The 22,539-nt window shown below is 44.9% G+C and carries 21 protein-coding genes, 2 tRNA genes and 1 pseudogene; 12 read left to right on the plus strand and 12 right to left on the minus strand.

The features are described 5' to 3' along the window. Positions 1-6: 6 nt before the first annotated feature. The 3 genes from kdsA (at position 7) to ybaK (ending at position 3,348) form a co-directional block, all read left to right on the plus strand. The gene (gene kdsA / locus WJM94_RS10150) at positions 7-858 is read left to right on the plus strand and encodes a 3-deoxy-8-phosphooctulonate synthase (protein WP_444494110.1); all 852 of its coding nucleotides are present in this window, start codon (positions 7-9) and stop codon (positions 856-858) included. Between the two features lie 224 nt (positions 859-1,082). Then, positions 1,083-2,765: a bifunctional UDP-sugar hydrolase/5'-nucleotidase UshA gene (gene ushA / locus WJM94_RS10155; RefSeq protein WP_444494111.1), complete on the plus strand. Its 1,683-nt coding sequence runs from the start codon at positions 1,083-1,085 to the stop codon at positions 2,763-2,765. 109 nt (positions 2,766-2,874) lie between these two features. Next, positions 2,875-3,348 carry a Cys-tRNA(Pro) deacylase gene (gene ybaK, locus WJM94_RS10160; RefSeq protein ID WP_444494112.1) on the plus strand — a complete coding sequence of 158 codons (474 nt, stop codon included), beginning with the start codon at positions 2,875-2,877 and terminating at the stop codon, positions 3,346-3,348. A 90-nt stretch (positions 3,349-3,438) separates the two neighbouring features. Here ybaK and rluF read toward each other — a convergent pair whose 3' ends face one another. The 3 genes from rluF to WJM94_RS10175 all read right to left on the minus strand — a co-directional run bounded on the left by rluF (position 3,439) and on the right by WJM94_RS10175 (position 5,472). Further along, on the minus strand, positions 3,439-4,518 hold the full coding sequence (gene rluF, locus WJM94_RS10165; RefSeq protein WP_444494113.1) for a 23S rRNA pseudouridine(2604) synthase RluF: 1,080 nt from the start codon (positions 4,516-4,518) through the stop codon (positions 3,439-3,441). A gap of 104 nt (positions 4,519-4,622) precedes the next feature. Beyond that, a complete protein-coding gene (smrA, locus tag WJM94_RS10170) occupies positions 4,623-5,204 on the minus strand; it encodes a DNA endonuclease SmrA (RefSeq protein ID WP_444494114.1) in 582 nt (193 codons plus the stop codon). Positions 5,205-5,331: 127 nt separating this feature from the next. Beyond that, positions 5,332-5,472 (minus strand): DUF3149 domain-containing protein, encoded by a 141-nt coding sequence (locus WJM94_RS10175; protein WP_014231074.1) that lies wholly within the window; start codon positions 5,470-5,472, stop codon positions 5,332-5,334. 355 nt (positions 5,473-5,827) lie between these two features. Here WJM94_RS10175 and WJM94_RS10180 point away from each other — a divergent pair. After that, positions 5,828-5,904 (plus strand) — tRNA-Pro (locus tag WJM94_RS10180). A gap of 524 nt (positions 5,905-6,428) precedes the next feature. Here WJM94_RS10180 and WJM94_RS10185 read toward each other — a convergent pair. Next, positions 6,429-7,301, minus strand: coding sequence for a TraB/GumN family protein (locus tag WJM94_RS10185; RefSeq protein ID WP_444494115.1), 873 nt, complete (start codon positions 7,299-7,301; stop codon positions 6,429-6,431). A gap of 123 nt (positions 7,302-7,424) precedes the next feature. Here WJM94_RS10185 and WJM94_RS10190 point away from each other — a divergent pair. Together WJM94_RS10190 and WJM94_RS10195 are read left to right on the plus strand one after the other, a co-directional pair. After that, positions 7,425-7,573 (plus strand): annotated as a pseudogene (locus WJM94_RS10190) (chitobiase/beta-hexosaminidase C-terminal domain-containing protein); the annotation flags it as partial. Positions 7,574-8,011: 438 nt separating this feature from the next. Continuing rightward, the gene (locus WJM94_RS10195) at positions 8,012-8,704 is read left to right on the plus strand and encodes an oligogalacturonate-specific porin KdgM family protein (RefSeq protein ID WP_444494116.1); all 693 of its coding nucleotides are present in this window, start codon (positions 8,012-8,014) and stop codon (positions 8,702-8,704) included. Positions 8,705-8,771: 67 nt separating this feature from the next. On the opposite strand, the gene WJM94_RS10200 is transcribed toward WJM94_RS10195, so the two are convergent. Then, a complete protein-coding gene (locus WJM94_RS10200; protein WP_444494117.1) occupies positions 8,772-9,221 on the minus strand; it encodes a DUF411 domain-containing protein in 450 nt (149 codons plus the stop codon). 20 nt (positions 9,222-9,241) lie between these two features. Further along, positions 9,242-11,950: a heavy metal translocating P-type ATPase gene (locus WJM94_RS10205; RefSeq protein ID WP_444494118.1), complete on the minus strand. Its 2,709-nt coding sequence runs from the start codon at positions 11,948-11,950 to the stop codon at positions 9,242-9,244. 191 nt (positions 11,951-12,141) lie between these two features. On the opposite strand from WJM94_RS10205, the gene gltX reads away from it, so the two are divergent. Next, positions 12,142-13,569, plus strand: a complete 1,428-nt coding sequence (gltX, locus tag WJM94_RS10210; protein WP_444494119.1) for a glutamate--tRNA ligase — start codon at positions 12,142-12,144, stop codon at positions 13,567-13,569. Between the two features lie 626 nt (positions 13,570-14,195). Further along, complete coding sequence (locus WJM94_RS10215) at positions 14,196-15,149, plus strand: OmpA family protein (RefSeq protein ID WP_444494120.1); 954 nt, start codon at positions 14,196-14,198, stop codon at positions 15,147-15,149. Positions 15,150-15,292: 143 nt separating this feature from the next. On the opposite strand, the gene WJM94_RS10220 is transcribed toward WJM94_RS10215, so the two are convergent. The 3 genes from WJM94_RS10220 to WJM94_RS10230 all read right to left on the minus strand — a co-directional run bounded on the left by WJM94_RS10220 (position 15,293) and on the right by WJM94_RS10230 (position 17,366). Beyond that, a complete protein-coding gene (locus WJM94_RS10220; RefSeq protein WP_444494121.1) occupies positions 15,293-15,799 on the minus strand; it encodes a Fe3+-citrate ABC transporter substrate-binding protein in 507 nt (168 codons plus the stop codon). A 265-nt stretch (positions 15,800-16,064) separates the two neighbouring features. After that, positions 16,065-16,140 (minus strand) — tRNA-Arg (locus WJM94_RS10225). 92 nt (positions 16,141-16,232) lie between these two features. Next, positions 16,233-17,366, minus strand: a complete 1,134-nt coding sequence (locus WJM94_RS10230) for a flagellar assembly protein FlgT (protein ID WP_444494122.1) — start codon at positions 17,364-17,366, stop codon at positions 16,233-16,235. 169 nt (positions 17,367-17,535) lie between these two features. On the opposite strand from WJM94_RS10230, the gene WJM94_RS10235 reads away from it, so the two are divergent. Next, positions 17,536-18,174, plus strand: a complete 639-nt coding sequence (locus WJM94_RS10235) for a FlgO family outer membrane protein (protein WP_444494123.1) — start codon at positions 17,536-17,538, stop codon at positions 18,172-18,174. Positions 18,175-18,183: 9 nt separating this feature from the next. Continuing rightward, on the plus strand, positions 18,184-18,615 hold the full coding sequence (flgP, locus tag WJM94_RS10240) for a flagellar assembly lipoprotein FlgP (RefSeq protein ID WP_444494124.1): 432 nt from the start codon (positions 18,184-18,186) through the stop codon (positions 18,613-18,615). A 106-nt stretch (positions 18,616-18,721) separates the two neighbouring features. On the opposite strand, the gene WJM94_RS10245 is transcribed toward flgP, so the two are convergent. The 3 genes from WJM94_RS10245 to flgA all read right to left on the minus strand — a co-directional run bounded on the left by WJM94_RS10245 (position 18,722) and on the right by flgA (position 20,350). After that, entirely contained in the window at positions 18,722-19,147 is a 426-nt protein-coding gene (locus WJM94_RS10245) for a flagella synthesis protein FlgN (RefSeq protein ID WP_444494125.1), read from the minus strand. Positions 19,148-19,173: 26 nt separating this feature from the next. Continuing rightward, on the minus strand, positions 19,174-19,488 hold the full coding sequence (gene flgM, locus WJM94_RS10250; protein ID WP_444494126.1) for a flagellar biosynthesis anti-sigma factor FlgM: 315 nt from the start codon (positions 19,486-19,488) through the stop codon (positions 19,174-19,176). 115 nt (positions 19,489-19,603) lie between these two features. After that, complete coding sequence (gene flgA, locus WJM94_RS10255) at positions 19,604-20,350, minus strand: flagellar basal body P-ring formation chaperone FlgA (RefSeq protein ID WP_444494127.1); 747 nt, start codon at positions 20,348-20,350, stop codon at positions 19,604-19,606. Positions 20,351-20,426: 76 nt separating this feature from the next. Between flgA and WJM94_RS10260 the strand changes: the two genes are divergently transcribed. Both WJM94_RS10260 and WJM94_RS10265 read left to right on the plus strand, forming a co-directional pair. Beyond that, the gene (locus tag WJM94_RS10260) at positions 20,427-21,353 is read left to right on the plus strand and encodes a chemotaxis protein CheV (RefSeq protein ID WP_444494128.1); all 927 of its coding nucleotides are present in this window, start codon (positions 20,427-20,429) and stop codon (positions 21,351-21,353) included. An 11-nt stretch (positions 21,354-21,364) separates the two neighbouring features. Continuing rightward, the gene (locus tag WJM94_RS10265) at positions 21,365-22,204 is read left to right on the plus strand and encodes a protein-glutamate O-methyltransferase (RefSeq protein WP_444494129.1); all 840 of its coding nucleotides are present in this window, start codon (positions 21,365-21,367) and stop codon (positions 22,202-22,204) included. Positions 22,205-22,539: the final 335 nt, after the last annotated feature.

The raw sequence follows: 22,539 nt of genomic DNA on the forward strand, positions 1-22,539 counted from the left end.
ATCAAAATGGAACAGAAAATCGTTAATATTGGCGACATTCAGGTTGCTAACGACAAGCCATTCACCCTATTTGCAGGTATGAACGTTCTTGAGTCTCGTGATCTTGCTATGCAGATCTGTGAGCACTATGTAAAAGTAACGGACAAATTGGGCATTCCTTACGTATTTAAGGCGTCGTTCGATAAAGCTAACCGCAGTTCTGTTCATTCATACCGTGGTCCTGGTCTTGAAGAAGGTATGAAGATCTTCCAAGAGCTAAAAGACACTTTTGGCGTGAAAATCATCACGGATGTTCACACAGAAGCACAGGCACAGCCAGTGGCAGATGTGGTAGATGTTATTCAGCTTCCTGCGTTCCTTGCACGTCAGACCGACCTTGTTGAGGCAATGGCGAAAACAGGTGCAGTTATCAACGTGAAGAAACCTCAGTTCATGAGCCCTGGTCAAGTGGGTAACATCGTTGAGAAGTTTGCTGAGTGTGGCAATGATAAAATCATTCTGTGTGAGCGCGGATCTTGCCACGGTTACGACAACCTAGTGGTAGACATGCTAGGTTTCGGCGTAATGAAGAAGGCATCAAAAGGTAGCCCAATCATTTTTGACGTTACTCATTCACTACAAATGCGTGACCCGTCAGGTGCAGCTTCAGGTGGTCGTCGCGAGCAGACGGTTGAGCTGGCAAAAGCAGGCCTGGCAACGGGTATTGCTGGTCTGTTTATTGAAGCGCATCCAAATCCAGATCAAGCACGTTGTGACGGTCCATCAGCATTGCCACTAGACAAGCTAGAGCCGTTCCTGGCGCAAATGAAAGCGTTAGACGACTTAATTAAGAGCTTTGCGGACATCGATATTAAATAATCGAAGTTCATTTCAAACTGATAAATAGCCAACCGTGTGTTGGCTATTTTTTTATCCGAAAGAACGAAGTTCTCAAACTGGGATTGATGAGTTTGAGATTCGAAGACAATCGACCATAATTAAGAAATCAATGGCTTAGGATGTTCTTCCTCGCTTGAATGAGGTGGTCTACGAGCATCTTTCAAATGCAAAGCAGCAAATCAATAAAAGAAAAAGGTAAAACAATGAAGCAGCGTCTGATGGTAAAAACCGCGTTGAGTGCGGTCATCCTGGCTACTCTTGCCGGATGTGCAACTCAACCTATCCCTCAATGGAATAAAGATACGACTTATCGATTAACTGTGTTGCATACCAACGATCACCATGGTCGTTTTTGGCAGAACAAATATGAAGAATATGGTATGGCTGCGCGTAAAACGCTGATTGATGATGTGCGTGAAGAGGTGGAAGCACAGGGAGGAAGTGTGTTGCTTCTTTCTGGTGGTGACATTAATACCGGAGTTCCAGAATCCGATCTACAGGATGCAGAGCCTGACTTTAAAGGCATGAGCAAAATTGGTTACGATGCGATGGCGTTAGGTAATCATGAGTTTGACAACCCGTTAGACGTTTTGTTTAAGCAGCAAGAGTGGGCAACTTTCCCGATGCTGTCTGCCAACATCTACTCCAAAAAAACGGGTGATCGCATGTTTCAGCCATATGCCATGTTTAATAAGCAAGGCATCAAAATAGCTGTTATTGGCCTCACCACGGAAGACACGGCAAAATTAGGTAACCCTGAATTTATCAGTCAAATAGACTTTCGTGATCCAAAGGAAGAAGCGAAAAAGCTAATCGCAGAGCTGAAAAAGACCGAGTATCCGGACCTGATTTTTGCTGTTACCCACATGGGACATTATGAAAATGGTAAGCGGGGTATCAATGCTCCAGGTGACGTGGCGTTGGCGCGTTACTTAGGCACTGGAGATTTGGACATGATTGTTGGTGGCCATTCACAAGAGCCGGTTTGTATGGAAGGTCCAAACGTTGTGACGAAAAACTTCCAACCGGGTGATGAGTGTCAACCAGACCAGCAGAACGGCACCTATATTGTTCAAGCCCATGAGTGGGGCAAGTATGTTGGGCGTGCCGATTACGAGTTCCACAATGGTGAGCTTTCGATGGTGAGTTATGATCTCATCCCAGTCAACTTGAAGAAAAAAGTGGAAATAAACGGACAGTCACAGCACATTCTTGTTGAAGATGAAATAGCTCAGGATAATGCCATGCTTGATTTCCTGCGTCCGTATCAAGAAAAAGGCCAGGGGAAACTCAACGTTAAAATTGCTGAGTCAAATGGCAAGCTGGAAGGTGATCGTGATGTGGTTCGCTTTAAGCAGACTAATCTTGGCCGCTTGATCGCTACGGCTCATATGGAGCGTGCTAAAGCCGATTTTGCTGTGATGAATTCAGGTGGTGTTCGCGACTCTATTGAAAAAGGGGATATTACCTACAAAGATGTTCTGACGGTTCAGCCATTTGGCAATATGGTGTCGTATGTGGATATGTCGGGCCAAGAGGTTCTTGATTATCTGAATGTTGTGGCAACTAAGCCCGTGGATTCTGGTGCTTATGCTCAATTTGCTGGCATTGCAATGAGTATTGAAAATGGCAAAGTCACGAATGTCTTTATTGGGGATAAACAACTTCGTTTAGATGGTAGCTACCGCTTTACCGTACCAAGCTATAACGCAGCGGGTGGTGATGGTTATCCAAAAATTGATACTCATGCGGGCTACGTGAATACGGGATTTACCGATGCTGAAGTATTAAAAGATTATCTCGAGTCTCACAGTCCGATTGATGTCAATCGTTATGCACCTACGGGTCAAATCAAATACGCAACTGACACGGTTATTTATCAGTAGAGCCTCATAGTGAAAAAGCGATTGACTCAATCTCGCTGATATCATTAACTAAAAGTGCAGCTCCCATTAGACGGGAGCTGCGTTTTTTATTTTTATAAGGAGAATCTTGATGACTCCGGCCATTAACCTTGCGAAAAAGAAGAAAGTCCCACACACCATTCATCAGTATGAGCACGACCCGAGAGCAGAAAGCTATGGACTAGAAGCTGCAGAGGTGTTGGGGCAAGATCCAAAAAAAGTATTTAAAACTTTGCTGTTTTGTTTAAATGGCGAACCGAAAAACCTTGCGGTAGCCATCATCCCAGTTGATCAAAAATTGAATCTCAAGCTGGCAGCAAAAGCCGCAAAGGGAAAGAAAGCTGATATGGCTGACCCTGATATTGCTCAGAAAACAACGGGCTATGTAGTAGGGGGCATCAGTCCGCTTGGCCAAAAGAAAGCACTGCCCACTTTTTTACATGAAAGTGCTATGGAACAAGACACTATTTGTGTGAGTGCCGGCAAACGAGGGCTGGAAATTGAACTCGCTCCTCAGGATCTGCTGACCTTAACTCGTGGTCAGTTTGCGCCTTTGTGTCTATAAGTTTGCAACTTCAGAACCAACAAGTTTGCGACCTATGAGTCAATAAGCTGCAGATAAAGGAAAAGGACGCATTGGCGTCCTTTTCTTTGTTTATTTTTTCAGGCTAAGTGTCCCGCTGCTGCGCTTCACTGGCTTAGATGGTTTTGCCGCATTTGGGTTGTCGTAACGAACTTTTGGTTTGTTTGGTTTACGATCGGAATCCTGTGCTTTCGCCTTGAAGTGCTCTTTTGATGGACGAGCATTATCGTCATCGTGCTGACGTCTTTTTTGTTGGCCTTTTTTCGAGTTAGGCGCGTGACGGAACTCATCTGCGTTGTTACCGCGGAATGTACGTGCTTTTTGATTACGTCGAGCGGTAGAGCCTTGGTTCTCTTCACGGCTATCAAACAGTTTAGCGTCTGTTGCTTTACGGATATTACGCCCTTTAGAATCCACTTGAGAAGCTTCTTCGGTGCCGACAGAACCATCGCACATTGCCATAATTTCTGCCACTTCATCGTCAGTGAGGTAACGCCATTTTCCGTTTGGAATACCATCTAGGGAGATGTTCATAATACGCACACGACGTAGCTTAAACACTTCGTAACCCAGTGCTTCACACATACGACGGATCTGACGGTTGAGGCCCTGAGTAAGTACGATTCGGAAAGAAAACTTAGTTTCTTTCGTCACTTTACAAGGAAGAGTGACGGTATCGAGGATTTTCACACCGCTCGACATTTGTTTCAGAAACTCGCCAGTGATCGGTTTATCAACACGCACCACGTACTCTTTTTCGTGGTTATTGCCTGCGCGAAGGATTTTGTTGACGATGTCACCATCGTTAGTCAAAAAGATAAGACCATCAGAAGGCTTGTCCAGACGACCGATAGGGAAGATACGTTTTTTATGACCAATAAAATCAACAATATTGCCGGGGATATCACGCTCTGTCGTACAAGTAATACCGGTAGGTTTGTTCAATGCGATGTAGATAGGCTTTTCTTTTACCGAAACAGGCTTGTCATCGACTCGTACGTCATCGCCAGGTAAAACTTTAGTGCCCATTTCTGGTTGTTTACCATTAATGGTGACACGACCTTGTTCGATCAGTCTGTCAGCTTCTCGACGAGAGCAAAATCCTGTTTCACTAATGAACTTATTTAAGCGCTTCGCGTTATCTTGTGACATGTTGTTGTACTCCTAACGTTTCACAACGGCGGTGAATAGATAATCCCTTCAAGCGTCAGTGAAGGGAAATAATAAAGTCGCGCATTCTAGCACCGGGACGAAACTTAACCTAACCGTTTTTGATGTCGTTCTCGGTTTTCCAGCTTCTTATCTGTGCTCTTTCTGAGTAATACATAGACAGCGCCACTGCCGCCATGAAAACGCTGGGCTGTGTGAACACACTGTACTTCTTGAATCTGCTGCAGCCAACTGCTTACAAAGCTCTTCATTAAAGCGGGTGGATTCGATCGTTCGCCCCGGCCATGAACAATCACAACAGTACGTATATCCATCGAGATACATTGTTTAAGAAATTTAACGACTTCATCGCGCGCTTCTTTGAGTGTTTTTCGGTGTAAGTCTAAACGCGCCTGAATTGGGTATTTACCAAGACGCAGTTTTCTATATACGCCATCTTGCACGCCATCACGCTTGAACTCGACAAAATCATCTGGTTTGAGCATTTCTGCATGATCGAGAGAGAGGTATTCAGGGTCGTCTTCTGTTAACCATATTGCCGCTTCGCGCTTCGCAAGCTGGGCATCTGTCACCTGATGAACTTTTTTGAGTTCGGCGGTGTCTTGAGTGATGGGTTTAACATCTCCCATCATTTGTTGGAAGAGTTCAAAATCGTCATCGTGAGACATAGTGGCTATCTCATTAAGAGCTGGGTAGGTCGATTATACCAACGAGAGGTGGGGAAAGATCAATAAAAAACCGGAGTAGGCAAGTAACCAACTCCGGTGCAAAGCGTTTATAGGGCTAAGCGAGATTCTAGTGAGGAGATTTATCGTTCATGATCTTGTACATGAAGAAACCGCCGTAAAACAACATTAGACCGATTGCTCCGAAGATTACTATCATCGATGATAGACCTACTGCATTACCAAATAGGAGATCAAGCCAAAAGTCCATATGTTTCCTCCAAGATTTTCCCGATAGGCACAAATTAAATGTTGGGGTTTTTGGGCACACTGATCTGGATCAATTATGTTGCTGAGGTTAATAAACTGTGTTTTATTGTGGGTTATTAGTCACATTTTGCGTGCTAGTGTTCAGTAATTCACCAAACGAATTAAGACATTACGTTTTTTTATAAAAACCACTTGCGTCTCTGATCAGAATCCGTAATATACCACCTCGTTGGCGGGGAGAAGTCCTCAGTTAAACATCTCGAAGATTAGCGTGATTAGTAACGCATCTCCGGGGTTAGGAATAGCGGACCAGAGGGAGCGCCTCTTAGTCAAAGCAAAGTTCCAAGTCAACGTCTCGGTGAATAGCGCAGTTTGGTAGCGCATCTGGTTTGGGACCAGAGGGTCGGGGGTTCGAATCCCTCTTCACCGACCACTTTAAGAAAGCCTGCTTTTAAGCAGGCTTTCGTCGTTTTAGAGCTTAAATAATTTTATATGGATAGGGAACCAAAGTGGGGTTCGCCTGAAGTTAGAATATGGCTCTTCATCGATCACTTTCTAAAAAAGGCTCTGTAGAAATACAGAGCCTTTTTTGCGTTCTAAAGGTCCTAGGGATTAGGCTCCTAGGTTCTAGGAGTGTCTGCGGTAAGTTCAGTTAGAAATGTAAGCTCAGGTGCTTGTTGCTTTTGGAATACTGATTACAGAATACCGAAATGTTTGACATCAAATTGGATTGATTGAAAAATAATCCGTAATCCGTAATCCGTAATCCGTAATCCGTAATCCGTAATCCGTAATCCGTAATCCGTAATCCGTAATCCGTAATCCGTAATCCGTAATCCGTAATCCGTAATCCGTAATCCCAAACCACAACATATCAACTTGACGTGATCCTCGGTAGTTCCAACGATCTCCCCCTAGGACCTAGGACCTAGGACCTAGGAACCTTAGTCCCTATCTTCAAATATCACATTTCGCTTTACGTATGTCTCCAAGTGGTGTGATTTCAAAACCGCGTTTGGCCAGTAAATCAATTAAGTTATCTTTACCGACTAAATGCAGGCTTCCTACCACGACGGTATAGAGTGCTTGTTTTTGAGGGAGTATGCTGCCTGTGTCGAGCTTCTTCGCCCAGTCCCGGTTGCGTGCGTAAAGGAAGGCTTCATTAAAGTCTTCAGTGGCTTTATCTGTCAAAGATGCTTCTTCCAGCATGCTGCCATCACCGTTTTTCCAGCTTTCAATGAGGCACTCGACCAGCTCTTCACCGGCGTCATATTCATTGATCGATGACAGTAGCATCTCTTTACCTTCATCCGGTTGGCCGGTAATCAAATCTATCTGGAACTGCACTGATTCAAGAGAAACGATAGGAATGTTCTCTTTTTCTGCCAAGCTAATCAAATGCATATCAACACCTTCATCAGCAACATAACCCAGCTTATTAACGAGACCGAGTTGAATCATAAGCGCGGTATTCCAAGGAGGGGCATTGAGCAACTGAGCTTCTGCTATACCCAAATCCCTTGCTATGTCTATGAGATGTTGACGCTGCAATTTATCCAGTACGTCTTTGGTTCGAGTAGAGACAGGAGGATAAGCTGAATCTGATGTATTTCTAACGTCTGCCTCAATGATTAAACCTGAACTCTGCTCCAGATATTCAGTCAAGGCCTTAGGTAAAGGATACATGCTTTTATCACCCACGTGCACCGATCCAATAATCATGTATTCGGTGGCCCCTTTTTTTGCTAACCAATATTGAGGCTCTGCGTAGGATGAAAAGGACGTAAAGATAACCATGAAAGATGACACAACGGTCATTATTCGAAACATATTTTTATCCTCGAACTGAATCCCGGATAACATTATTTCATCCAGTATATTGAAGTCACATCTGTGTATTACTTTATACCTAAACGACTGCTTGATACTAGATTGAGCATAGAACACGTCACCGAATTCCCTGGCGTTACGCTTCAATATTCACTGGACGGTGAAACTTGGCTGAGTTACGTCGACAATGATCGACCAGCAGTTTCTGGTGAGGTATTCGTTGTGTAACTGCGACGGGTGAGCGTATGAATCGTGTGACGAGCGTCAAATAACTCATCCTCTCAAAGGCGCTCTTAAACTAAGCCCTCTTCATCATAATGAGGGTTTATTTATTTTTTGACGTGAATTAAGTGTGATAGATATCCTATTATTTTGCATCAACAAAAAAGTTAGCTGTGAAAGTTTATTTTTACAGTGTGATCTGAATGTGGGAAATGTTCTACATTCGTTGGTTTCTTGTGATTTCGATCGAATTCTAATTTTTTGAGTGATTTTTGAAATTTGTCATAACTTATTGTATTTGTTTTATTTCTTGAAGAGGCTTTATGCCTGTTTTGAACAGGATCACTTTTTAAAAGGAATTATTTTTCATCAAAAATTAATTGTTTCAATATTGCCAACGCCATGAAGGCACATCCCCAACTTTGCGATGTAAGGTCACAGGTGTCCTTAAAAACATCGCATAACGTGAATAAATAAAGGCAGTTATTATGAAACACATTTTTGCACTGAGTGCACTTTCTCTTGCTTTCGCTTCTAGCGCTTTTGCTGACTCTTCTTACGTAACGGGTAACGTTCAATTTCACGATGATGGCCGAATTCACGGTTCGGATGTTACTTCCACATTAGAAGCTGGTCATACTTTCGATAATTCTTTTGGTGGCTTTACGGTTTACACCGAATTCGATGGTATTCAACTTGGCAAACTTGAAAGCAAAAATGGTGGAGCAGGGAACATAACACCTTACATTACGGTAGGGGGTGAGCAGTCATTTAATATCACTGATCGTCTCTGGGTTGCTGCAGGTTACCAACACTTGTTCTCAGCGGGCGAAAACCTTCAATACCGTCCTCTTGTGAAAATTGGTTATAACTTCGATAACGGTATTTCTCTGAGCAACCGTACTCGAGCACATATTGATGCGACAGATGCCGATGCAGATACCGATTACCGCATGGATAACCGCATTGGTTATGTAATGAATGAGGATGTGACGCTTAGCTACAACAACGTATACATGATTGACGCAGATACCATGGACCACGAGTTCCGTGCGACGTGGACTCGCAAAGGTGTTCAGCCATATTTTGAACTTCGTTCTCAGGCTCACGGTGCAGAAAATGCAGATGGTGACAGCCTAGTGAACAACGCATTTGTATTTGGTGCCTCATACGGCTTCTAACGATTTCGTCTTAATTGTCCATTAAGTAGCTAAGATAAAGCCCAGCGTCATCATGCTGGGCTTGTTTTTACTTGTCGTTACCTTCGTGGTGGCTAAATGCGGAAACTTGGCCTTGCTCATTAAAAGCGTATACGGTGTAACTGTCTTTCTTATCTCCATATTCCATGCCTGGAGAACCGACAGGCATTCCCGGTACGGTCAGACCTTTAGCGCCTTTTGGTGGGTTTTCTAAGAATGCTTTAATGTCGGTGGCCGGCACATGGCCTTCGAACAGGTAGCCATTGATCTCTGCCGTGTGGCAAGAATAAAGCTGTTGGTTACTAATGCCGAGCTTACTTTTGATTGCATTCATATCTTCATGCAGTTTCTCTTCGACCGTAAAGCCGTTCTCTTCCATGTGTTTTGTCCAGTCACCACAGCAGCCACAATATGGTGACTTATGGTTTATGACATCGGCTGCCAGCACGTTGGCTGATACGGTCGCAAGCATGGCAAAGGTCAAAAGTTTCAACTTCATAATAGCCTCTAAATAAGTGGTTATTTTACTGAAAACAGTCGTAGTCGATTCGCGTTACTAACGACAGTAATGGAAGACAGTGCCATTGCCGCTCCCGCAACTACAGGGTTGAGCAAAAAGCCGAACGCCGGGTAGAGCACGCCAGCGGCGACAGGAATACCCAACGAGTTATAAACAAAGGCACCAAATAAGTTTTGCTTCATGTTCTTAAGTGTAGCGCGCGACAACTCAATGGCATGCACCACTGCCATTGGAGAAGTGTTAAGGATGGTCATTTGAGCGCTTTCGATAGCGACATCGCTGCCACTACCCATCGCAATGCCAAGGTTGGCAAGCGCGAGAGCAGGAGCATCATTGATGCCGTCTCCAACCATAGCTACTTTATGTCCTTTAGATTGAAGCTGTTCAATGTGCTTAGCTTTTTCATCTGGAAGGACTTGGGCTATCACCTCATCAATGCCGAGTTCTTTACCAATGGCATCCGCAACGTGCTGATTATCACCTGTTAACATCACTGTTTTGATGCCCTGTGATTTCAAGGTAGAGATCGCTTGCTTCGCATCAGATTTAATTGGATCTGCAACGGCAATCAGACCTATTAACTGACCATCTAAAGCGATGGCAACTGGCGTCCATGCATTTTGGGCACATTCGTCAATCGCTTGTTTAAGCACATTTGTGTCGACGTTTTCGCCCTGCATAAACTGCAATGAACCTATAAACAGCGGTTGGCCCTCGTACATAGCCGAAATGCCGCGTCCGCGAATGTTTTCGAACTTGTCTAAGGTAACTTCTTTAGCTTTATGTTTTACCGCGAAATCGCACACAGCTTTGGCCAGAGGGTGCTCTGACTGGCGCTCGGCAGCATACGCCAGCGCAAGCAACTCATCCTGGCTGGTGGCGTGAGTAAACACTAGCTGCACACTTGGTTTCCCTTGTGTCAGCGTACCGGTTTTATCGAATACTACCGTATCGACTTTGCTCGCTAGCTGAAGTGCATCAGCGTCTTTAATTAATATCCCCAACTCGGCAGCTTTACCTACCCCAACAGTAACGGAGAGTGGTGTTGCTAAGCCCAGTGCACAAGGGCAGGCGATAATCAAAACGGTTGTTGTTACCACCAACATGTAACTGGCTTTCGGTTCTGGCCCAACAGCAAACCAAACCAGGGCCGCTAGCACGGCAATACCTACGACAACAGGAACAAATACAGCGGAGATTTGGTCGGCTAACTTGGCGATAGCGGGTTTACTGCTTTGCGCGGTTCGTACCATACGGATAATGCGCGCCAACATGGTGTTGGCACCTATGCCAGTCGCTTTTATGACTAGGCTACCATCGGTGTTGAGTGTGCCTGCTGAGACTTCTGCGTTTTGTCCTTTTAATACAGGTACAGGTTCACCGGTTAGCATCGACTCATCAATATAAGATTCCCCTTGTAGGACAATACCGTCTACCGGCACTTTCTCTCCTGGTTTGATTCGCAGTTTCATGCCCAGCGCGATTTGCTCAACGCTGATTGGTTGATCGCCTTGCTCGGTGATGACTGTTGCTTGCTGCGGCTGCAAGTTAATCAGCGCCTGCAACGAGCGAGTGGTATTGGCTTTAGCTTTGGCCTCTATGTAGTGGCCGAGAGAAATCAAACCGATGATCATCGCACTCGCTTCGAAGTAAACATGGCGTGACGCTGAAGGAAACCAATCTGGGAAAATCACCACAAGCATAGAATAGAACCACGCCGCACCAGTACCGAGAGCAACCAGTGTATCCATGGTGGCACGTTTGTGGGTCGCAGCTAACCAGGCGTTACTGAAAAAGTGGCGGCCTGCAGTTGCCAGAAGCAGTAGACATATGATGCCGACCACGCTCCAAACTAGTTGGTCATTGGTGTTGCGAATCATCATGTTCCCACCTGCGATACCCCAAAGCATCAGAGGTACACCGACCACGATGCCGGCAATCGCGTCAAGCTTAAAGCGCTTTTGTTGGGCCAGCTGTTGCTGTGCTTGCTTTTCTTGTTGCGTAGCGGCATCTTGCAGTATTTCCGCTTGGTATCCGGCTTGTTTGACGGATTCGACGATAGCTAGATGCAAAGCTTCTGAATCTTGTGTCGCAAAGACCAAAGCACTTTGTTCGGCAAGGTTTACCTGTGCTTTTTCAACGCCTTGAACGCTGGTGAGTGCTTTTTCTACCGAAGTAACGCAGCTTGCACATGTCATCCCTTGAATCAGCATTTGCAGTTGCGCGTGACTTGCTGGTGGGATTTCTTCCAACGTGCTATCCGGCTCGTTCTCTGTCTTCGGTTGAGTTTCTATTTCAGGCACTTTAATTTCAGTGTCTGCAAGGGACTCTTTACTGGCCGTGTAGCCTAAGCCAGCCACAAGCTCAATGACTTGCTCCTCAGAAAGGAGAGTACGGATACTTAATTGAGTAGTAGAAGCCTCAAATGAGATAACGTCTGAGTTTGACTCTAATAACGATGAGAGCTTTTTGACACAGCCACCACAGTTTAGACCGGATAAATTGAAGTCGTAGCTGTAGCCTGCGTGATAACCTAAAGATTCAATCGATTCAACGAGTTCTTCCAGAGAAGCGTCGGTTTTGATTTCAACAGAGGTCGGAGACAAATTGATGATCTCAACACTATGGTTGGCATGTAAAGTCTTCTCTACTTTTCTTGCACAGCCCATGCAATTTAGTCCTGACATCGGTACCACGAACTGATTCATAATTTGTCCTCACGAGTAGCAATATAATAAGCTTAAACCTTCCTGCAAGGGTAAGGTCAAGGTTTATGAAGAATGAAGATATCAACACGGAATGATTGTAGAATTGACTTACGATGGTAAAATGTCGCCACTTTTATCCTTTGCATTACAACGAGACGTCTCTCGTTGAACATTAACCCTAAGGAACTCAAATGACGGTTAAAACTCGTTTTGCTCCTAGCCCAACTGGCTATCTACACGTTGGTGGTGCGCGTACTGCACTTTACTCTTGGCTATATGCTAAAAACCAAGGTGGTGAATTCGTTCTGCGTATCGAAGATACAGACCTTGAGCGTAACTCTAAAGAAGCAGTTGACGCGATTCTAGAAGGTATGGAATGGCTAGGGCTGGAGTGGGATGAAGGTCCTTACTTCCAAACTCAACGTTTTGATCGTTACAACGAAGTGGTTGATAAGCTACTTGCTGAAGACAAGGCATACAAATGTTATGCGTCTAAAGAGCTGCTGGATGAAATTCGTGCAGAGCAAGAAGTTAATAAAGAAATGCCACGTTACGACGCAAACCATCCAAAAATCAAAGCGGCAAACGCAGCGGCAAAAGATGGCGATCCTTGTGTTATTCGTTTCCGCAACCCGAAAGAGGGTAGCGTAGTGTTTGACGACCAAATCCGTGGTCGTATAGAAATCCGTAACGAGCAAATGGATGATCTGATCATTCGTCGTACAGATGGTTCTCCAACGTACAACTTCTGTGTTGTGGTTGATGACTGGGATATGGGCATTACGCACGTTGTTCGTGGTGAAGACCATATCAACAACACGCCTCGTCAAATCAACATTTACGAAGCGTTGGGTGCAACTGTACCAACATTTGCTCACTGTGCGATGATCCTAGGTGACGACGGTGCGAAACTGTCTAAACGTCATGGCGCTGTATCTGTAATGCAGTACCGCGATATGGGTTACCTGCCTGCTGCGCTGAACAACTACCTGATCCGTCTGGGTTGGTCTCACGGTGACCAGGAAATTTTCACACAAGAAGAGATGATCAACCTGTTCAGCCTAAACGCAGTATCTAAGTCTGCATCTGCATTCAACACAGACAAGCTGCAATGGTTGAACAACCACTACATCAAAACTTCAGAGCCGGCATATGTTGCTAAGCACCTGCAATGGCACCTAGACCAACAGAAATTGGACGTAACAAACGGTCCTGCAATCACAGAAGTGATCAAGCTGGTGGGTGAGCGTTGCAATACTCTTGTTGAGCTGGCTGAGCAGATTCGTTACTTCTACGAAGATTTTTCTGAGTTTGAAGCGGGTGCTGCGAAGAAACACCTGCGTGGTGTGGCAAAAGAGCCACTAGAGCTTGCACTTGCAAAAGCAGAAGCGCTAACTGAGTGGACAACTGAAAGCATCAAAGACGGTGTGATCGCAGCTGTTTGTGAAGAGCTGGAAATCGGCATGGGTAAAATTGGTATGCCACTACGTGTAGCAGTAACAGGCGGTGGCCAGTCTCCATCTGTTGACGCTGTGATGGCTCTAATTGGCCAAGAACGTTGTATCGCTCGCATCAAAATGGCACTAGAGTACATCGCTGAACGTGAAGCGAATGCATAATAGCAGTGAATAAGTAGTCAAAAAGCCGCGGTGTTTACCGCGGTTTTTTTTGCCCTGAGATCGTCTGGAAAGAGGAAGAAGCTAATTCATCTAGTGCTTATAACTCTGCCAAAAATGATGTCAGAATGTTCTTTTATCGATAAGATTTTGTAATCTAAACCCGCTCCCAATGATGATTGTTTGACCATCTATCATCGAAATATCTTTATGATTTATATCCAATATCTATAAAGTTCCCCAAATATCGTCTCAGTTGTGAGAAAGTAAAATGCTATAGCATTACTTTTGTGAAAATGCACGCAAACGTTTGCGTGACTGTTGTGGCTGGTTTTGAGTGCTCTAGATCACGCTATGCTTGTTTTTTTGATGACACTAAATTGACAGTTTTGGGATTTTTCTCGAGTTTTCTTAGCGTTATAGTGCACCCCGCCAGTGAAAAACAGATAGCGATAAAAATCACGGTACTGGAATGCTACCCAAGCTCTCTTCGTTAGATATTGTGCATATGCATGATTGGAGTTTGCTATCGGTAATAGGCTCAAGGAATGAATAAAAATTGAAATACAACGTCAGTCAGATGGCGCATTTCGTGATCTAATAAAAGTAATTCTTTATAGGAATCAATAATGAAAAAACTAGCAGTGGTAATTTCAGCATCTTTACTTATGGCATCAGCAGCTCAAGCAGAAGTTTATGTGGGCGGTAAAATGGGTAAATCTTGGTTGGAAGATGCTTGTGTAGCAGGTCAGTCTTGCGACAAAGATGACTCAACTCTTGGTGCTTTTGTGGGTTACGAGTTCAACGACTACATCGCACTAGAAGCAGGCTTCGATAACATTGGTGATTTCGACGAGACTTCATTCGGCAGTCATGTAGAAGCAATCACTCTTGCTCCTAAGTTCAGCCTGCCAATTACTGAAGACATCGCAATTTACGGTAAAGTTGGTGGTGCGTACGTTATGTTCGACGGCAAAGACGATTACTCTTACCTAGGCGCAGCAGGTCTTGAATTCAACATAAGCCAAAACGTAACAGCTCGTGCGGAATACCAAACTATCACTGACATCAACAACGATGTAGTCCGCGCAACAGGCAACACAGCGACTCTAGGTGTTTCATTTAAGTTCGGCGGCAGCGAAGAGCCAGTAGTTGAAGAAGCACCAGTAGTGGAAGAAGTGGTTGTGGTTGAAGAACAGCCAGTAGTCGTAACAAAAACGTTTGAAACTCAAACTATCGGCACTGGTGGTTTCGATCTAAACAGCACAACGCTTAAATCAGAAAGCGCAGCTAAACTAGACAACTTGGTTGCTTTCCTAAACGAACACCCACAAGCTAAAGTTGAAGTTGTAGGTTTCACAGATAGTTCTGGTTCAGCAGCATACAACCAAAAAATTTCTGAGAAGCGTGCAGAGTCTGTAGCTAACGCTCTAGTGGAAAAAGGTATTGATGCATCACGCATCCAAGCTCGCGGTGAAGGTGAAAACAACCCTATCGCATCAAACGAAACTCGTGAAGGTCGTCAACAAAACCGTCGCGTAGAAGTTATCGTTCCTGAATTTGAATACCAAGTTCAGCAATAAGATACTTTTTGAGCACAGAATAGAATTCTGAAATCCAAAAGCCCCCAAGAGCATGATCTCGGGGGTTTTTTTCATCTGGAACCGCTGAATCTGCTATTGATCCCAAAGAGAAAATATCCAGAGAATCGGTCGAGTAAAGTGGGTTATTTTAGATTGATACTGGTGACGCGCCCCATAAACGTGAGTATTTCCAGATTATCTTTGTGTGCCTTTAGTAAGGCTTTCTTGGTTTGCATATAAGCGGCAAGCTTGCCGTATTTACTGATTGAGCGTACTACGGTTTTATACCTATATTCACCATTCTCATTGAACTCTCGCCACTTCGCAATGTAACAAGTGTCTCGGTTGTCCGGATTTTCCAATGTCGGGTTCGGTTTATGTACAATTTTCGGTTCCACGCTGTGCGGCAATCTTGTCATCAGGTAGGGATCTTTTAAAAGGCGCCGCCAAAACTTGCCCCACATCTGCAGTCCTAATTCATTTCTCAATTTGATGGCTTTCTTTAAGCCTTTTTCTTCTCCAATGCGCACAAATCCCACAGAGCGGTGCAACACCGTATCCTCAGGAGTGTGAATGTGGATCTTAAAGGCTGTTTTGCCTTTGGAAATAAAGCGGTGTCCAGTGTTAGTTATTAAATTGCTCTTAGACATAGGCTAACTAATATCGTTATTATTCGCGGAAAGGTAAGCAAAGCTCATCAATAATTAAAGTCATAAAATATAAAACTGTAAATAGTCTCTTTTCAATTAGATTTTAAGTGGTCAAACCGCGTTATTGAAGGAGCCGAAATCTGATGAATGGATGGCTTTGGGAAAATGGGTATTCACAACCGATACGGGCAGAGAGTTAAAACTTGAGTATACTTGTCACTACAAAGAAAAAACCTTAGCTCAATAGTGAACTAAGGTTTTGATATGGCGCCCTCAGTAGGATTCGAACCTACGACCTGTCCCTTAGGAGGGGACTGCGCTATCCACTGTGCCATGAGGGCGTAATACCAAGTACCATGGTTGGTATAATCAAATAAGATGCGTCATCTATGATATTCAAAAGTGAGCATATCTCAAGGGATAATCTTGCCTTTTATAACATCTTGCTCATTACATCGCCGATTTGTACGCTTGATGCCAGGTTTGGCTGGTCAATACTCAGTTCTGCTTCCTGCTCATAGACGCGAGATACGGTTAATGTGATTTCACTCTGCGATACTTTATTGCGTGGTAAGCCATTTTGGTCGATGAAGGAGGCGGTATGCCACAGTTGCAACTTATCTCCTTCGTTCACGCCATGCATCCGGCCTAGATCCATGGTGACAGTATTGCCAAAAACAGCGACGATTTCCGGTAAGGTGATCTTACAGGAAAGCTCGGACTCTAAATCTAGCATGATATTGCGGCTAACGCGCAGCATCATTTCACCGAAAGTGGACGCCCAGAATCGTGCACTTCGAGTGTCTACCTGACTGGTCTTTGCGAATGGCCAACGAGCCACTTCGCGGTAGTTTTTATTGAAGACCTCATGGCCAGTTTTGCCATCATAGACTTTCATCTCCAGCGCGAACTGTCGGTTGATTATGTCATCTTGCAATACTTGAGATTCAACGGTTGCGGTTAAGTCAGTAATCACGCCACCAATAATGTATTGAGCGCCATTATCCTGTGCGATCATTTGTGTTCGCATCGGGTCGCTTCGGCTGATTGAGTAGTCGGTAGTGCCGACAGACACGAAACTGTGCGACGTCTGATCGATTTGGCGATTCACGACATGGCTGAAATCATCACCAACTTGATAAATTTGACCCATAACAGCTTGCTGAGGGGACGAGACATCAATATTTCCGATTAATATCGTTTTCTTATATTGAGCCGTGTGGCAACCCGTTGCCGATGGATAGATGTCGACGCGGATTTTTATTTCCATTTTACCGCCGCGTTTACGCTCAGATTCGACGAGGATGTAACGAACCTCGTGGTTAGTAAACTGGTACTCTTTGCGGCTCTCTTCTAATAGCGGAATTAACTTACTAACGCTACCTATATCGGCACCCGAAAAGTTGACGGCTTTAAATAGAGCGTCTTCCATCGCGTGTAGCCTTGCCGCATCTTCTGAAGAAACGATCGTGGCAACACCTGTCACTTCATACCAGGCTGCGAAGGCGCGAAAAGGCAGAAGCAAAGCCAAAGTGATTGAAAATACGCTAATTATTGTTTTTTTCATGGTTTGTAACCGTTCGGGTATAAATATTGCTATAGCAAACTCAGTGCAGTTTGGTGGCCATTTCTTTGTTTGGACAAACAAAAGAAAAGCAAAGACTGTTCCAACATTACGTTTCTTGCCAGGAATGATAAAGAACAGTGACACCCAAGATTATCTGGAGAATCAAACCATGAAAAAGTGGCTTGTTGCCGTATCGATGATGACGCTTTTGACATCGTGCGCGTACTCACCAATTTACAATGGTAAAGAACCCTATGCAGGCAGCCAATTCATGTTGATGGATAGCCCACGTCACACGATGGACTTTTTTATCGAAAGCATGACCGAAGAGTTGATGGTGTCTAACGTTGCGGTTTCTGCACGTACGCCGATTGCAATTACGTCATTTGTTGATCTGCAAAATATGGATGCGACGAACTGGCTGGGTAACTCAGTATCGGAAGGATTTATTCACCAGTTTCAGCGCCGTGGTTTTCAGGTGGTCGACTTCAAAACTACAGGCTCTATTCAAGTTACTCAACAAGGGGACTTTGCGCTAAGCCGAGATTGGAAAGATCTCGCGCAAGAGCAGCAAATTCAGTATGTGCTGACGGGCACTATGCTACGTCAGGAAGGCGGCGTACTGGTTAACGCGCGTGTGGTTGGTATGCAAAGTCGAATTGTGGTGGCAACGGCACAAGGTTTCTTGCCTGCGGATCGTATTGGCCGTGATTTAGATACGCTGAACAGCATTCGCACTCAGGATGGCGTGCTGATTCGCTCAGACCCAACAATTCGACAACCATACACCGTGATTCTCCGCCCATAGGATTTAGCCATGAAGAAATTATTATTTGTTATTGCTACGTTGGTGCTGGTGGGTTGCCAGCCACTGCAGCAGATGCGTCAGGATGAACTGTTAGTGGCAGTAGGTTACGCGAGTGTGAGTGAGCAATCCGGTCGCACAGTGGAAGAAAAACGTGTGCGAGCAATGCGTGCGTCTAAGATTGATGCCTATCGAGAGCTGGCAGAGCAGGTTTACGGTATGCGAGTCAGCGGCCGTGCTGAGTTGCAAGATCAGCGTTTAGGTACAGAGCGAACATCAGGCGCTGTTGATGGTGTTATCCGTGGTGCGGAAGTGGTGCGAAGTTATTTGGTAGAAGACAGCTATGTCACTGAGCTTCGTCTGGATATCCGTAAAATGGATAAGCTTCGTGATTATGGTGAAGTACAACAGGTGCCGGAAAAGCGTCAGCAGACCCTGTTCTAACTCTCCTGAAAATGCAGATATTCGTGGGCGGCTAATTGGCAACAATTGGTCGTTTTTTGTGTAGCATTCAGGGCTGATAGAAGGCGGATACCGTGAAGGAGACAACTTAGGCTTTTAAGTTAGTGCCTAAAGTCGAAATAGTGTGGGTTTTGCCACCGGCATTGTAAGTCATGCCGATTTTGCCGTGGGTGTGTTGAAGCATGTTGTTGAGCTTGTTGAAACTCAGTTGTGCTCGACTGAGAGACTCTCCGTTCACTTGATTGATTTGTTGGCAGTTCAGGATGATCGACTGGATCTGTGCAACGACCTGACTTAGGTGCTCATCTTCGGTAAGTTGGTTGACATGCGGGTGAGAGGCGATTCGCTGATCAGTGGTTCTGAGCTGATCAATGAGTGTCATTTTTTGTTTGGCAATGGTTTCGATCTCAGAAGAGACACGTGCAGTAATCGCTTGTGTTTCCTGACGCAAAACGACAGAAAGTGCCTTAGCATTTTCTAATTGGAAGTTGATGAGATCGGCTAATGCTGCCATGAATACTTACCTAGGGCCTAAGTCAGTTAACTTTTACCCTGCAATTCATTTTCAAATTTAATCATACTGTCTGCCAGTTTTTCTGGGTCAACTTTGTATGAACCATTTGCAATTGCTTCTTTGATTGCCGCCACTTTTGCGCTGTCGTAAGCCGGAGATGCAGCCAAATCCTTGTGGAGGTTGCTGACAGCCTTGCTTTGCTGGCTTAACGAAACCGCATCTTGTTGTGCTGGCGCTATTTTCGACTCTGTTGTGCTGGTAGCATTCGAGTCATTACGTGCAGGTGCGCGACTGTTTGTCGTCATCATCTGACCTGAACGTATATTATCTATACCTGCCATGTTTAACCTTGCCTTGTATCGTAATACTGGTACTCAGACTATCGACCAATGCCAAAATAACTTTAATCATTTTTATTGATCGATTTTCACAATGCGCTTTTGGTGTCTAAAAAGGTCAAAAGTTGATGGTGATTTCCGCAATGTCAGTCACTATGCCGTCTATTATACGTTGAGACTTATCATTTTTCACTCTCACTTGATCCCCTGATGAGCCATCTTGCAACGCGGTGCCTTGGGTCGTGATCGTCATGCCCGCCTTTACCGCTTTAATGGTCACTTTTTCGTTGCGACACACGACGCAAACATCATTCCGCTCGACGACATCGCCAAGGCGTACACTGCGTTTTAATTTGGCTCCAACAACTTGATCGTAGCCAGTGAAGCCGTCTTTGCGAAAGCGTTGTAATTCAATCATGGAAGTGGTGATGTCAGAGGCGCTGATGATTTCTCCCCTGCTAAGTTGTCGAGTGCTGACTACCATAGGTACCGAAACAGAAATGCGCACCGGCACGTAAACTTGCCAGTCGTCGGCGGGACACTCAACTAAAACGTTAATATTGCTGCGCGTACTGCTGGTGGTGGATGCCGATGTATCGAGAGGGGCGGGGCAGTCTGTCGCTTTAATTCTGGCGTCAATATTTGCCGCATTAACGGTTAACTCGCCGCCTGCAGGTTGCTCCACCGTGGCAAGAATATGCTGCTCGGCCGCCGTTTTTATTTGTTCGATCTGACTCTCTGTTGCTGAATGAACAAAAAAGCTAAACATACAGAGTAAGATGCCGATAGCCTTAGCGTACTTTGTGAATACCGCTCTACATATTGTCTTAGTCAATGTGGTCGAAGTGATAGTGAAATACGCCATAAGGTCTCCCTGGAACAATGCTTGCCAGTGGTAGAGTATCATTTAAAAACAAAAAGTTTGAGATGGAGATGAGCATATGACGGGGATTCTTGACTCAGTGAATCAGCGTACGCAACTCGTCGGTCAAAACCGATTGGAATTGTTGACCTTTCGACTGATGGGGCGGCAGCGTTACGGTATTAACGTATTCAAAGTAAGAGAAGTACTGCAATGTCCAAGGCTGACAGTAATTCCAAATCTGCACCGATTAGTAAAAGGTGTTGCTCATATCCGAGGCCATAACGTATCGGTTATTGATTTGAGTCTGGCAATTGGTGGTCGCCCAACGACTGATATTGATAAGTGCTTTGTTGTGATCGCCGAATTTAACCGGACAATCCAAGCGTTCCTGGTCTCTTCGGTCGAGCGAATCATTAACATGCACTGGGAAGCCATTCTGCCTCCACCTGAAGGTGCGGGTAAAGCGCATTATCTGACGGCGGTAACAAACATCGACAACGAGTTAGTTGAAATTCTCGATGTAGAAAAAGTCTTGGCTGAAATCGCGCCAGTTGATGAGACGATGGATGCGGCGATTGGTAAGGAAATCGCACAGGCGGAGCAAGAAAAATCTATCGTACGCCGTATTTTGATTGTTGATGATTCAACGGTGGCACGAAAACAACTCGAGAGAGCAATTCGTTCAATTGGTTTTGAAGTTGTCTCGGCTAAAGATGGTAAAGAGGCTTACAAAACATTGCTTGAGATGACTCGCGGAGGGGATATCTACGAACAGATTTCTTTGGTCATTTCTGACATCGAAATGCCCGAGATGGACGGTTATACATTAACCGCTGAAATTCGCCGAAATGCTGATTTGAAAGACCTTTATGTTATCCTCCACTCTTCTTTGAGTGGCGTTTTCAATCAGGCCATGGTTGATCGCGTGGGGGCGAATACCTTCATCGCGAAATTTAACCCGGACGAACTGGGGAACGCGGTTAAATCTGCATTAATACAATAAAAGAGACATTAATGACTGCTATTACAATCAGTGATCAAGAGTATCGTGACTTTAGCCGTTTTTTAGAAGCGCAATGTGGCATTGTGTTAGGCGATAGTAAGCAATACTTAGTGCGCAGCCGATTAAGTCCGTTAGTGACCAAGTTTAAGCTCGCATCGTTGTCTGATTTGCTACGTGATGTGGTTTCAGGGCGTAATCGTGAGTTACGCATTTCTGCTGTAGATGCGATGACGACAAACGAAACATTGTGGTTTCGAGACACTTATCCGTTCACGGTTTTAGCTGAGAAATTATTGCCGGAAGTAGCGGCAAACAAGCGCCCGATTAAAATTTGGTCGGCAGCCAGCTCATCGGGTCAAGAGCCTTACTCAATCGCGATGACCATTCTGGAAACGCAGCAGCGTAAACCGGGATTGCTGCCAAATATTTCTATTACTGCGACCGACATATCGACCAGTATGCTGGAGATGTGTCGTGCTGGTGTGTATGACAACTTAGCCTTGGGGCGTGGTTTGTCTCCTGAGCGTCGCCGCACCTTTTTTGAAGATGCTGGCGATGGTCGCATGAAGGTGAAAGACAATGTAAAGCGGCTGGTCAACTTCCGCCCGCAAAACTTGCTTGATAGTTACGCTCTGGTGGGGAAGTTTGACATCATTTTTTGCCGCAATGTGCTGATTTACTTTTCGCCAGAGATGAAATCAAAAGTGCTTAACCAGATGGCAAACCAGTTAAATCCGGGTGGCTATCTATTGCTGGGGGCGTCAGAGTCTTTGACCGGACTGACGGATCGTTTTGAAATGGTGCGCTGTAACCCGGGCATTATTTATAAACTTAAAGATCCTAGGGGCTAGGGAACTAGGTCCTAGGTTTATTTGTGGTAAGTTCAGTGAAAAGTATTAACTAACGTGCTGATTGTATTTTGAATACGGAGCGCTTCGCTTACGGATTACAGATTACAGAAATTTACCGCCCAATGACGTCATCCTGGACAGCGCCGAAGGAGCGTGATTCAGGATCTACTATCCGCGTTTGCTTTTATTAAAGGTGCTTACTTTGGTTTACGTACCTATTGTCTAGTAGATTCCTGATGTCGCTTTGGCTCCTCGGAATGACGGTTTAAAGGGAAGGTTTTAGGTGTGTTGACGGTAAACTCAGTGAAAAGCATAAGCTGAGGTACTTGTTGTTT

Origin of the sequence: Vibrio sp. YIC-376 (genome assembly GCF_052353105.1) — a bacterium.
In the GTDB taxonomy this organism is placed as follows: domain Bacteria; phylum Pseudomonadota; class Gammaproteobacteria; order Enterobacterales; family Vibrionaceae; genus Vibrio.

Excerpts from the sequence above, each read along its gene's own strand:
- WJM94_RS10175 (WP_014231074.1), bottom strand. The coding sequence starts at position 5,472 with ATGGACTTTTGGCTTGATCTCCTATTTGGTAATGCAGTAGGTCTATCA.
- WJM94_RS10215 (WP_444494120.1), top strand. The coding sequence starts at position 14,196 with ATGAAAAAACTAGCAGTGGTAATTTCAGCATCTTTACTTATGGCATCA.
- WJM94_RS10205 (WP_444494118.1), bottom strand. The coding sequence starts at position 11,950 with ATGAATCAGTTCGTGGTACCGATGTCAGGACTAAATTGCATGGGCTGT.
- WJM94_RS10185 (WP_444494115.1), bottom strand. The coding sequence starts at position 7,301 with ATGTTTCGAATAATGACCGTTGTGTCATCTTTCATGGTTATCTTTACG.
- ushA (WP_444494111.1), top strand. The coding sequence starts at position 1,083 with ATGAAGCAGCGTCTGATGGTAAAAACCGCGTTGAGTGCGGTCATCCTG.
- WJM94_RS10200 (WP_444494117.1), bottom strand. The coding sequence starts at position 9,221 with ATGAAGTTGAAACTTTTGACCTTTGCCATGCTTGCGACCGTATCAGCC.
- WJM94_RS10260 (WP_444494128.1), top strand. The coding sequence starts at position 20,427 with ATGACGGGGATTCTTGACTCAGTGAATCAGCGTACGCAACTCGTCGGT.
- WJM94_RS10220 (WP_444494121.1), bottom strand. The coding sequence starts at position 15,799 with ATGTCTAAGAGCAATTTAATAACTAACACTGGACACCGCTTTATTTCC.
- flgP (WP_444494124.1), top strand. The coding sequence starts at position 18,184 with ATGAAGAAATTATTATTTGTTATTGCTACGTTGGTGCTGGTGGGTTGC.
- WJM94_RS10230 (WP_444494122.1), bottom strand. The coding sequence starts at position 17,366 with ATGAAAAAAACAATAATTAGCGTATTTTCAATCACTTTGGCTTTGCTT.
- gltX (WP_444494119.1), top strand. The coding sequence starts at position 12,142 with ATGACGGTTAAAACTCGTTTTGCTCCTAGCCCAACTGGCTATCTACAC.
- WJM94_RS10195 (WP_444494116.1), top strand. The coding sequence starts at position 8,012 with ATGAAACACATTTTTGCACTGAGTGCACTTTCTCTTGCTTTCGCTTCT.
- smrA (WP_444494114.1), bottom strand. The coding sequence starts at position 5,204 with ATGTCTCACGATGACGATTTTGAACTCTTCCAACAAATGATGGGAGAT.
- flgM (WP_444494126.1), bottom strand. The coding sequence starts at position 19,488 with ATGGCAGGTATAGATAATATACGTTCAGGTCAGATGATGACGACAAAC.
- flgA (WP_444494127.1), bottom strand. The coding sequence starts at position 20,350 with ATGGCGTATTTCACTATCACTTCGACCACATTGACTAAGACAATATGT.
- rluF (WP_444494113.1), bottom strand. The coding sequence starts at position 4,518 with ATGTCACAAGATAACGCGAAGCGCTTAAATAAGTTCATTAGTGAAACA.
- WJM94_RS10245 (WP_444494125.1), bottom strand. The coding sequence starts at position 19,147 with ATGGCAGCATTAGCCGATCTCATCAACTTCCAATTAGAAAATGCTAAG.
- WJM94_RS10265 (WP_444494129.1), top strand. The coding sequence starts at position 21,365 with ATGACTGCTATTACAATCAGTGATCAAGAGTATCGTGACTTTAGCCGT.
- WJM94_RS10235 (WP_444494123.1), top strand. The coding sequence starts at position 17,536 with ATGAAAAAGTGGCTTGTTGCCGTATCGATGATGACGCTTTTGACATCG.
- kdsA (WP_444494110.1), top strand. The coding sequence starts at position 7 with ATGGAACAGAAAATCGTTAATATTGGCGACATTCAGGTTGCTAACGAC.
- ybaK (WP_444494112.1), top strand. The coding sequence starts at position 2,875 with ATGACTCCGGCCATTAACCTTGCGAAAAAGAAGAAAGTCCCACACACC.